The organism is Butyrivibrio sp. INlla14 (genome assembly GCF_900102515.1).
In the GTDB taxonomy this organism is placed as follows: Bacteria; Bacillota; Clostridia; order Lachnospirales; family Lachnospiraceae; genus Butyrivibrio.
In genome coordinates this window covers 54,216-65,991 of record NZ_FMVS01000007.1, presented here as the reverse complement: position 1 = coordinate 65,991, position 11,776 = coordinate 54,216, and the positions used below count along the sequence as shown (strand labels likewise).

The window sequence follows — 11,776 nt, the reverse complement described above, 5'->3', positions numbered from 1 at the left end:
ACTGTGCTAAACAAACATTTTTTCTAGCATCGACTTCTTAATATTCTGCAATTTCTCAAGCTTACGCTGATGAAGGGTGATAAGGTTGTCGATTCCTTTGAAATAATCACCTATTTTTCTCTGCTCATCATATGAGGGAGCTGCTGTCTCAACATTATTTATAATTACTTTCGAGAGACTTGGTACTCCTGTAGATTCATCTTTTTTCTTCCAATCAACATTTTGAAAAAGGCAGCTTGTAAAGTCTAAATCATATCCATCCTTAGGAATGCAGTAAAATAGCGTATCTACGGTCCAAAATGGTGCTCGTAAAATATATGGTTTATCAATAGTACCTTTTCGTCCTATTCCAATAGCGTCCTTATCTTCCGAGAGAGCAGCATCCACGCTAAGCATATATCCGCCAGTTCCATACACAGGGATATCCCCTTCACCCAGATGTTTATAATCCATCCCACTCCCGATATCTACTACATCAGAGAACTTACGCTGTTCCCAATCGTCAGTAAATCCAGCAAATCTTATCTCCGGTTTTTTTGCTCCATTTTTTGGAAACATTTTTTCCAGCATGGATTTTTTGATATTTTTAAGCTTATCATACTTACGCTGATGAAGGGTGATAGCGTCATCAACAGTCTTAAATAATTCTCCAATCTTGTGTTGCTCCCTAAACGAAGGATACGCCGCTTCAAATTGCATAACATCGTTTACAGATAGATTTGTCTGCTTATTTCCATCATCGAATCTTAAAAAATACGGATTACGGTTCATCAATATATATAAGAAATATGCATCTGTTTCTTCCTTTGGTGTGATGCCAGCAATACGCTGATTAAGCGTATACTTATCATCTTTATCAATCAAAAAAGTTCTTGCAATAGCTCTTCCGTTAGGAACATCACTAAGTACAAACGCTATCTCATCTTTATGTAATGGCTCTATTTGTGAATCTGAGAACTTCTTAACCTCACCATTTGTGGACACGAATTTTGAGTTCACTATTACATACTTTCCGTTGTCAGTAACATCGTTTTCGTGGGCTTTTCCATTACGATATGCTGCAACCTCTCCCAACTTACGCTGTTCCCAATCGTCCGTAAATCCTGTAAATCTTATCTGGGGTTTCTTATCTGCCATATCAAATACCCCCTAATAACTTCTTAAGCTCTGAAATGCCCTGCATATCATATTCATTGCCTGTAAGGCTGCCTAACATACCAACAAGTTCTGAGGATGTTTTTCTTATTTCTTCATCAACCTCTTCATAGGTTGTTTCGTACTTTGCAGCAATTGCTTCCAAACTTGTTATAAGGTTCTTGACTATCTGTGCTGGGATTTCTGCTATGCCCGAAGTAATTGGGTCAATCCACTTTTTCACAAACAAATCTCTGACCTCTGAATCGCTTAACTGCTCTATCTTCTCTTTGGTAGCCAGCTCTAATGCTACCGTTTTGTCCTTAATACTCTTTTTAAGATTCTTCTCTTCTTTGTTCAAGGTATCCGCCTTCTTTAAGACATTCAAGGCATCTCCTTCAACATCCTTATCTTTTATCGCTTTTGTAACTTCTTTAAAGACAAACTCTGTCTTATCCTCATTGACAAATGCAGCTTCCTTATCTTCCTCTGACAAGTTCTCAAGGAGTTCCTCATATTCTGATGTGATCTCAGACAGCCTTGACTCAAGATCCGCGATACTCTTTTTTTCATCCTTTAGCAGAGTATTCTGAACAAGCTCAAACGGGAATATGTGTCCGATATATCCCTCTTGAACTTCAACTTCTTTATTATTCTTTTTCTTCGTCACCATGTTAGGATCAACTTTACGGATTGCCTCGTGACCTTCTGTCTGTATAATTTCCAGATCTATAGATATCTGCGCCCAGGTATCATCCACAATCTGATATGCCTCATAAGGATTTCCAAGTTTTAACCCAGTAAACCTTTTGAACACTTCCGATGAGAGTACTTCTTCCTCAGCAGCAATGTTAAGATTATCCTGGTTATCAATCAGCTCTCTGCCCAAAAATGCATCCAAGCCGTCAAACGCTTTTTCATAATAATTCATGAATCCCCTTACATCTTCATGGTCATTTACAAGCTTCTTTAAGTTTGAATCAGTGAAAGAAAGATACTGATCTGATGCGTTTGTAAAAAGAGCATTTCTTAAATTAGGGAATGCATCCCAGTACTCTGCAAGTTCATCCACTTCTGACTTCGGAATTCCTCCAAACATAGATGCATAGATGTCCCACTTCTCCGGTTTCTCTGAAGAGTCTACATAGCGCGGAATATTAAGGTTGTAATCATTTTCTCTGATCGCTTCTCTGGAAACCACTGCAGAAAACCCTTCTTCGGGTTTTCTTCCGATAACAGTATCAACTATCTTCTTGATATCACATGCCCTAAGCTTATTATTCTTACCAACTTTCTCAAAACCTTTAGATGCATCTATAATCAGTACATCCGTGTTTTCTCTCTTCTGTTTAAGAACCATAATTATGGTTGGAATACCTGTTCCAAAGAAGATATTAGCCGGAAGACCTATGATTGCATCTATCTTATTATTCTCAATAAGATTCTTTCTGATAGCACCTTCCTCACCACCTCTGAACAGCACTCCATGCGGTAATACAATTGTCATGATTCCATCAGGCTTAATATGGTAAAGATCATGTAAAAGGAAGGCATAATCTGCCTTTCCCTTCGGAGCAAGTCCATACTCTTTATATCTAGGATCAGCGTCCTTATCTGATGGATCCCACTTTTGCGAATATGGAGGATTTGATACAACCGCATCAACATACAATGGTCTGTAGGTTCCAATGCGATCATTCTCATCGAAATATGGCCAGTCTTCTTCCAATGTATCTCCATTACGAGTGAAGATATTGCTTGGAAGGATTCCCCTCATAACCAGATTCATTCTTGTAAGATTGTAAGTATTCTGCTTCAGTTCCTGGGCATAATACTTAATCTTGTCACTGTCGCCAAGATATTTTGCAATGCTCTTACCAATATTTATCAGCAAGCTACCTGATCCAGAAGTTGGATCAAATATTTCTATTTCACTTCTATCCTTCAGGTGGTTAGCCACAATCTCACTCATGAGTATTGATACTTCATGAGGAGTGTAGAACTCTCCCGCTTTCTTTCCGGCATTAGCCGCAAAGTTTGAAATAAGATATTCATAAATAAAGCCAAGAACATCATAATCCTGCTTGCCATCCATCGGAATATCTGCAATCAGTCTGATAAGTTCGCTAATAGCCTTGGTCTGATTCGCAGCTGTATCACCTAGCTTTGAAAGACCTACGCTCAACGTCTCAAAGATATTTTCAAATACTTTTTTCTGCAGCGGATTAATGCATCTCTCAAATGCAGACAACGCATCCCTTACATCTGCAACATTAAAATCCACTCCCTTATTAATCCAAGTTGAGAAGAGATTCTGGTATGAGATGAAATAACCTATGTTGTTCTGAACATCTTCCATGATTTCAGTATCATCTTCTGTTACCGTATTCATATCTTCTTTTGTATAGCCCAATCCAAGCAAATACTTTTCCTCTTTGTCAGAAAGGAACTTATAAAAAATAAAGCCTAAAATATAATCCTTATATTCATTGGCTTCAATCTTGGATCGCATCTGATTTGCAGATTCCCATATTTTTGCTGCAAGCTGTTGTTTATTCATAAAAATCGCTCCCTTTAGCGTTATTGTTTACACAATTAATATTATAATTCAAATCCGACCCTCACGCTATGATACATCGCCAGTCATTTATTTTTTTATTCAAAAACCCGGTCAGTTTCATTTGACCGGGTTTCAGTTACATTATTCAGTTATCATATTCGCATATATACCCCATACATCCCTTAAATCCTGGATAATACGCAATCACATCATTGGGAACATCATTGATATAAAATTTGTCATCTGACTTTCGGTAGATATATTCACAGTAATCCTCTTGTATCTCAGTTCCATCAGGAAGAGTTTCTCGGTAACTCGGGAACATATCTAACCAATGCTTGAAGTAGCCACTTCCAGTGCAATCTCGTTGTATAAGACCTGGTTCAGTCCATTCAAAGCCGTAGTCCATATATCTCGCTCCGATATAAAAGCAATAGTTCTGTTTCCCCTCAGCCTTGATAAGAGCATCGACTGCATCAAATTCTTCGTCACATGTCATGGAAGCAAGATAGCCGCCTTTCTCCTCGCACTTCTTCGCAGCCTCTTCCCATGTACAATCCTCTATAACAAGTTCATATCTATGATCTGCAGAATACATCTTGCCATCGGAAATATATGACATAAGATCATCTACAAGAAGATAACTGTCGGGTTCTTTTGCCTTTTCCTCATCATAGGCCTCTTTTAGCTTGGCCAAATAAGTCTGCTCATCAAGTTCCTCTCCATCTACCTCATAGTGAAGCGTATGGTATCGTCCAGTTTCTTCGTCATAGTCAATCTCTTGGGACTCATCAAACTCATAATAGGACCCAGAAAATGTTGGTTTCCACTTCCCTTTTTCTAAGCGGTATACATAATCGTAATAATATCCCATATGACCTTCAGAGTTACACAAAAGGCCGCCCTTCTCAATGTATGTAAAGTACAGTCTGGCAGTTTGGAAAACATTTACTTGTCCGTCATAGAACGTAAGAATCTGGCATCCTCCAGCTTCAACACCAGAATCGCAAACAAGCTCTGGAATATCATCATCGTCAACATATATAAGCGCATATATGAAACCATACTCAGCGTTTGACATGTTTTCATTAAGGTAAGCCAAATACCCTTCATTCCATGAAGAATACCCTTTGCCAAATACCATTCCAGCATCGTCACCATAATAATCTTCAGGATTCTTTGGTGAATAATCTGCAAAAGGAGTCAGCTCTGCCTGGATTCTGCTTGAAAAATACTTCTCTTGCGCTTTTTCAGCCTCATCTTGAGAAATATCAGTTTCATTACCATAGGCATCTTCTCTTTTCCAGAGCATACTATCGTCATCGCCCTTATATGACTGAACCCCCTCAATATAATCCGTTGACAAGCCGTCCTCAGCAAACTCATACCATCTGTAGGTATTTGACCACTTATAATCCACCCCATGAGCCTCATAACCTATCTTATTATCCTGGCACAGATAATAGTTTATGGTCTCAGAGCTTGTCAGAACACCATAAGGTACATTATTGTGGATAGTACTGATAAGATAGACCATCTTATCCAGTCTCTCATCATCCGACAGATTCCCAATAATAAGTTCATTGATTCCATCACCATTAAGATCAACAAAGCCATAGCCCGTATAATCAAGCGAACCAGTTTTATCATATCCATCTTTTGAATACGCGTAAGTCGCCATGGTATTAAAGGGTGCATTTATCCAAAAGTCATCATATATCTGCTGACTCTTGAGTTCGTAGTAATAGCAATCAAGAATCTCAGCATATGCTTTCTGGTCAGAATCTGCTTCATCTTCTGTGCCAATATCCTGGACATACTGTTCCTCTTGCTGTTCAGAGATACTATTTTCAGCACTCCGAACCTGCTCCGTCGATTCCGGCTGTTCTATTACAAGCGATGCATTATTCCCACATCCAACTGTCGTAGCCATAATCGCAGCATACAATACTCCAATTATTCTTTTTGAATAAGTCTTTAGTCTTTCAATCATATACCTTTAAGCTTCTCCCTAAGTTCCTGTGCAATCTCCTCAGGGAAAATCTCATGCTCTATGAGGAGCTTCAGTTCATCCATCATAGGCTTTGGCATAAGGCGGAGTTCCTCATCGCTCATGCCGAGAATTTCATCGATGACCTGCTCCAGCTGATGAATTGCTTCTTCAGGATCTCTTCCAAGGGATTTGTCAAAAAGCGCCTGCTCCGCATCATCCAGGGCCGGCATCTCTTTCGTATATATCCTGACTTTTGCTCCGACCTTCTCACAGAAATCTTTAATCATGGCAAAGGTTCTTTCATCACGGCAGCGCACTTCCTTGGGGCAGATGCCCTGCATCTTCCAAGCCTTGGCAAATTCTTCTACCAGCTGCTGGGGATTCCTCTCAACATATTCCACGATTGGAACAGGAAGCATGTAGCCGCTCTTGTTCTCGGCGCAAAGAAGGAGCGCCGGATAATGTGGTGTCTCCTCCGGATTATTCTGAACAGGCTCCAGCATTCTAAGGAACTCTGTCTCCCAGATGCCCTGCTGTTTTAATTTCTTCACTGCAGCGATTGATACTTCATTAGTCGCTGTAATGTACTCATACTTTTCTTCCTGACGATATGGAAGTGGTATGAGTCCAATAGTATGGAGGTACTTACCCTTTACTTCAAACAGTGGTACTTCATCCACAGTCTCATCTACAGAAATAATACCCATGACCTCCGGGTCCAATTCTTTTACAGCTTCTGCCATGAGGATGGATGCTTCCATTGCTTCATTGAGAGCTTCCATATCCTCCTGGGACTGGACCTTCCATGGATGATAGTTTGGTTCGTATTTTACAAACTGGGGATAAGCATTTTTACCTGATGGTCTTAAACGATTGGCCTTGCAATAGGCTCTTACCTCTTTCAGTTCCTCCGGAATAAAGTTGTCCTTACTCTCCAGCGCCATCTGCAGACACTTCTGCTGCAAAAGAGCTTCATGAAATTTGTAGTCTGGCATCTCATGCCAGTTAAGTCCCTGCAGAAGTCTGAAGCTTCCAAAGGCTTCATCGCCTACATAAAGACCCAGGGCGTTATGCTCGCCGCTCTTACCCATGATGCTGATATATCCAATCTCACCGCTCTTAAGTTTTATGGCAAAGACCTCGCTGTCCCATAATGTTTTCCAAAGTCCTGCCTTCTTGTAGCGGAATGCTGTCTCATAAAGTTGATCTCTTGTTATGCTCATGCTTTTATATCGTCTCCGATTTCTATAATCATTCGCTACTATTCTACACTAAGACAGCCTCCATGTCTGTAACCATAGAGATCACATTTTATGTTTTTTGTGACCTGACAGGTCACATGAATGCCCATGCACGCAGGTCTGACTCCCTACGGTCGTAACTTCGCAAGCAATGTCCCGGTACTGCCAGGACGCTTGTTGGGGAAATCCCCAATCCCCTTGCACACATATTTTCAATATGGCTACGCTCCCTGCGGGAGCTAAATGAAAAGTCCGCCAGAATGATGGCAATAGAAAATAAAAAAAGATGGGCACCACCTTCTGTGAAAAAGATAGTGCCCGTTATATTCAGCGGGATGATTCCTGCTGTTTTGTTTTATTCTGTTCCGGTGATTCTGTGATTCCAAGAATCCTGTCGATGTCATATTTTGCAATCTGGTACTTGGTCATGTTGTCTTTTGCTTCGCGGTACTCAGAATAGGCTGCGCGCTTTTTTGCAAGTACGACCTGGAACTCTGCATCAAGTTCCTTCATGGTAGGAAGCTTCTTGGTTCCAAGTTTATCGAATGCATCCTTGGCTGCTTTGTGCTTCATGATGTCATCCTTATGCTCTGCAAAATATTTTTTGCTGTAACCGCTCTTACGATACTCAGTATAGATGTCTCTGGTCTTGGAATAGTTGATGATATGATTTCTGAGCTTACTGATTTCATCAAGTCTCTTCTCTGATGCTTTGATGGTCTGATCAAGTTCGCCAAATCTTTTGGATGAGCTATCTGCTCTCTCAGCAAGTTCAGCATATGACCGAAGCCCCTGCTCCTGGAAAAAGAGAATTGCCTTCATGACATTTTTCACATTATATTTCTTAGCCCAGAGCTCATACCCTGGACCTTTACATTTTGCAATTACATCCTGAAGGTTTATCAGAAGGTCGAAGTCCTTATCCATGTAGGATGGCTGCTTTGACTCTGGAGCAGCACCACGGTTTATACCTTCAAGCTTCTCTCTAAGGTCATCCTCAGTAAATCCATCACCCAGGGATCTGAATCTTATGAAACGCTTCTGGCCTTTGCCTCTGACAGCGATATGCTTTCCACGTTTTATCTCATAGCCCTGACTCTGCAGTTCCAATAAAAGAGCATTGAAGTCGACGGGTCTTTTCCCTAAAGCAATGGAAATGGAATTACGGATATCATCTCGAAAACCATTGTACTTTGGATAAGTAGTCCGCTTCTCCCTTTCGCTGTATGGCCTTGGCTTTATTACAGAAAGTCCATTCTCCAAACATAGAAGGTCGCTGATTTTCTGCAATACAAAAGCTGACAGATAGAAATTCTTAAACTTCCTTTTGCAGTCTATGGTTGTGGAGTTGAACACGATATGATTGTGGATGTGCGCCCTGTCGGTGTGGGTAGCAACTATAAAAGCATGATTTCCATGGGTGAACCTCATGGCAGTCTCATATCCGATGCGGTTTGCATCCTCCGGAGTAATCTCCCCGGGCTTAAAGGACTGCCTGATCTGATAAGCAATGACATCACCCTCAATGATCTTACCGGTCTTCTGTTCGTATCTGCTCTTGGCAAAATAAAATTCCTGCGAAGATGTTTCGCGCTGGCATCCATAAGATGATACCAGTTCTCCGCCATGGGTCTTATCAGGATTTATCGCATATTCAATTTTCGCCTTAAGACTTTTCTCAAGGCTCCTGCCTTTACCCACATGCATGGGTATGAGTCTTGTTGCTGCCATGATCCTCCCAAAAGAAAAAGTGCATCCCGCTGTGGAATCACCTAAGAAATATTTGATAATCTTATAAGTATCTGCTGCATGGTCTTCCAGATTTCATCCTGCTGTTCCTGTAAAAGAACTATGTCATCATGTGGGATTGCTTCGGAGGCTTCAGCTCTTTCCAGCAGTTCTCCCAGCACCAGACCATTTACATGAAGCATCTCCAATGCATCCTTCACATCGGACATATCAAGCAAAATGATATAGCCATCAATTGCCATTTTCTTCATGTAGGCGGTAAGGTTGGTTATACCAGCCTTCTTCATACGATCCATGATCTTCTCTTTGTCAGCAGATGAAACCCTGACCTGTATCTGCGTATCTGTACGTCTCATATCATAACCCCAGCGCCGGAACTGCCGGCTTAATCTCCCGCTCATATTTAGAGCCATGTTTTGCTTCATGGAGCTGCTTAAGGATAGAAACTTTATCTCGTGCTTCATCCCTGGCTTCCTCTTCATCAGGAATCCCATTAGCGTTGTTATCTGTAATCTTCCCGACAGGCTCTTCAACTTTGACGTTATTGATGCAGCCGTCAAGATTGTTGTCATTCTGCTCGATCTGGTCTTCGAGACCTCTCCTGACATTGCCAAGAGTATTGGGATCAAGCTCCTGTGGAAGCTTCATGCCAAACTCAGAGCGCACTTTGTAATCTATAAGTGCAAAGACATAGCCCGGCATGGTCCTAAGATTATTTTCCCAGTCGCTCATGGTTCGGTAAGGGATGCCAAGATATTCAGAGAAATCTTTTCTGTTCATCCCAGTGATCTCACGGAGCTGTCTGAACCTCTCGCCCTGTGACAGGTCACTTGCTGCAACGACTCTTTCATCCGCAGCATGGACTGTCCCACTTCCAACATCGCTCCACTTTTCTATAGTTTTACCCGTCATAACTTCCATAACGTTATCACTGCCTCCTGTATTTCTTTTTGGGAAATCGGATAGCGAACTGCGCCCTCTCTTCCTCGTCAACAGTCAGGTCAACATAGCAGTTAAAGGTATTGCCGGTCTTAACTGACTTACAGCCATCCAGTCTAACAGTTCCGCAGGTAAGAAGTTCCTCTGCAACATCCCTGGTCATTTCTTTGCTGATAGCCTGGAAAAATTTGTTGTTCTTCCAAAGAGCAAAATTGCAGTCATAGTTGTTGCAAAAGAAAGCCTTCTCCCTGTCAACAACCTGTGAACCACAACAGGGACACTCACCTACAACATCTGAAGTTACCGGAGCCTCAATCTTTTCGCTGTTATCAAAGCCTCCGAAGGGGAGTTCATCGTCGGAGGCTGCATCAGCTTTTGCCTGCCTTGCCAGAGCTCTCATCCTGTTCTCTTCATCAGAAAGAAATGGGATATCGCCATCATAATCATCTGCACTGATCCATCCATCATCTGCCATGGCTTAGTCCTCCTCCGCTATATATTCACCAGCCTGTAATGCCAGCCACTCAAAGAGCTTACTCTCATTGATGTAGAAATCACCCTTGCTCTCAAGCTTTTTCACCGGTCTTCTGTATACCAGCCTGGTCCTTCCTGATTCCACTTCCACACGATCGACAAGGATAATATCTCCGTCAGAAAGCAAATATACTTCCTCACCACCAAAAATCTCAGTGGCATGGTCACCATAATAATCGTTGTAAGCAGAATATATCTTCGCAGCAGGCTCAAAGAAAAGCTCGTCACCCACAAGCCTGCCAGTTGCATCTCTGCCTTCAACGTCATCAATATATTCCCTGAAGCCATAAAGGATACTCGGATAGAGCTTATCGGCAAAGTTATCTGCCATATCCTCTACAATATCCTCATCATCCATTTCAACGTATCTGTCCTCATCCTCTTCGGACACGCCGCACATAAGCTGGTCATAATCCATCATGCCAAAAAGCTTTTCGAGCGCCTTACGGAGCTTAGCCTTTGAAAACTCTACACTTGTAATCATTCATCCCCCTCTCCCGAATCATCTACATATGATTCCTCTTCATCGTCAGCAAAACTCTGCTGATACTCATCGTCAAAATAATCTGCGTCTGGATCCACAGTGTTCTTCTTTTTCTTGGAGTTCTTTGTGGATGTGTAGTACATGTAACCACCAGCGCCGCCAAGACCTATGATCAGAATCACTGCCATGAGCCCATTAACATTTTTCTTTTCCTTTACAGGTTCCGGTGCTGGCTCCGGCTCGGGAGTTGGTTCCGGTTCAGGAGTCGGTACAGGAGTCTCTACTTTCTTTTCTTCCTCTACCTTTCCTTTTCCTGTAACAGCAATATATTCAGACACCTGGTCTTCATCCATCAGGGACAAAAGATCAGACTCATCAACCATGTTCAGGAAATGAACACTCTCTTTTCCGTCATCATCACGGTCAATGATGATATAAAAATAGTTGCCATTCTTGGTCATAACAGTGATGAACTGCTTTCCACCAGCTTCGATACTGCCATAGTCGTCAACAAGCTCCATGTTCCCGTCAGGAGTAAGTGGTCCCCACTTCTCTTCTATCTCAGGATCCTTGCCCTCACAGCTTCTGTAGTCTTCCCTGCAGATAGGGCAAGTGTCATCCACATGATCTTCTGTACACTTTGTCTCGCAGATGCAGTCAGCACCTCCAGCAAAAGCTGTAACAGGATTCAAATAAAAAAGTGACCCGCAAAGAGCCACCGAGCAGCCAAGGACTTTTGCCCTTGCAGCTAACATATTAAAAATCTTCATCTAAGATATCCTCCTCATGATCTGTTTCTTTTTCTGTTTCAGCAAAAGAGCTTTCTTCCTCGTCTGCTTCTGCACCGTCTATTACACTATTGTCAGTGCTGCTAAAGTCCACATCAGCTATCGGTGCACCCTTTAGCGACGTAGCTTCTGTGGGAATCGGAGTGTCACCGCCTCCAACAATTTCCGCAAGCTGCTCCGGCGTAAGACTCCTCATCTTGACCAGATCCAGAATAGTAGCAGTCTCGATTTTCTTAAGCCTTTCTGCACTTTCATCGAACTTTTTCTGGGCTTCAGCCAGCTTCCGGCCATTACGTTCATGGTCAGCCCTTGCTCTGTTTAGTTTTTCAAACATAATCTCCTCCAAACAAAAGA

General features: G+C 42.0%; 11 protein-coding genes. All 11 read right to left on the bottom strand.

Annotated features, from left to right (window positions below; genetic code table 11):
- Positions 1-6: 6 nt before the first annotated feature.
- The 11 genes from BLO53_RS05890 to BLO53_RS05840 all read right to left on the bottom strand — a co-directional run bounded on the left by BLO53_RS05890 (position 7) and on the right by BLO53_RS05840 (position 11,756).
- A complete protein-coding gene (locus BLO53_RS05890) occupies positions 7-1,137 on the bottom strand; it encodes a restriction endonuclease subunit S (RefSeq protein WP_092059683.1) in 1,131 nt (376 codons plus the stop codon).
- A 1-nt stretch (position 1,138) separates the two neighbouring features.
- Positions 1,139-3,694 (bottom strand): type I restriction-modification system subunit M, encoded by a 2,556-nt coding sequence (locus BLO53_RS05885; RefSeq protein ID WP_092059681.1) that lies wholly within the window; start codon positions 3,692-3,694, stop codon positions 1,139-1,141.
- A 145-nt stretch (positions 3,695-3,839) separates the two neighbouring features.
- Positions 3,840-5,687, bottom strand: a complete 1,848-nt coding sequence (locus tag BLO53_RS05880) for a C-type lectin domain-containing protein (protein WP_092059679.1) — start codon at positions 5,685-5,687, stop codon at positions 3,840-3,842.
- On the bottom strand, positions 5,684-6,910 hold the full coding sequence (locus BLO53_RS05875) for a DUF7309 domain-containing protein (RefSeq protein ID WP_092059677.1): 1,227 nt from the start codon (positions 6,908-6,910) through the stop codon (positions 5,684-5,686). Before BLO53_RS05875 ends, BLO53_RS05880 begins: the two co-directional genes overlap by 4 nt.
- A gap of 345 nt (positions 6,911-7,255) precedes the next feature.
- Complete coding sequence (locus BLO53_RS05870) at positions 7,256-8,659, bottom strand: relaxase/mobilization nuclease domain-containing protein (RefSeq protein WP_092059675.1); 1,404 nt, start codon at positions 8,657-8,659, stop codon at positions 7,256-7,258.
- Positions 8,660-8,700: 41 nt separating this feature from the next.
- Positions 8,701-9,033 (bottom strand): plasmid mobilization protein, encoded by a 333-nt coding sequence (locus BLO53_RS05865; protein WP_092059673.1) that lies wholly within the window; start codon positions 9,031-9,033, stop codon positions 8,701-8,703.
- 1 nt (position 9,034) lies between these two features.
- Entirely contained in the window at positions 9,035-9,598 is a 564-nt protein-coding gene (locus BLO53_RS19585) for a helix-turn-helix domain-containing protein (protein ID WP_242875313.1), read from the bottom strand.
- 7 nt (positions 9,599-9,605) lie between these two features.
- The gene (locus BLO53_RS05855; RefSeq protein WP_092059671.1) at positions 9,606-10,091 is read right to left on the bottom strand and encodes a hypothetical protein; all 486 of its coding nucleotides are present in this window, start codon (positions 10,089-10,091) and stop codon (positions 9,606-9,608) included.
- A 3-nt stretch (positions 10,092-10,094) separates the two neighbouring features.
- Positions 10,095-10,634 (bottom strand): hypothetical protein, encoded by a 540-nt coding sequence (locus BLO53_RS05850; RefSeq protein WP_092059669.1) that lies wholly within the window; start codon positions 10,632-10,634, stop codon positions 10,095-10,097.
- Entirely contained in the window at positions 10,631-11,404 is a 774-nt protein-coding gene (locus BLO53_RS05845; protein ID WP_092059667.1) for a CD1107 family mobile element protein, read from the bottom strand. Before BLO53_RS05845 ends, BLO53_RS05850 begins: the two co-directional genes overlap by 4 nt.
- Positions 11,391-11,756, bottom strand: a complete 366-nt coding sequence (locus tag BLO53_RS05840; protein ID WP_092059665.1) for a DUF4315 family protein — start codon at positions 11,754-11,756, stop codon at positions 11,391-11,393. The genes BLO53_RS05845 and BLO53_RS05840 overlap by 14 nt, the downstream gene beginning before the upstream one ends.
- Positions 11,757-11,776: the final 20 nt, after the last annotated feature.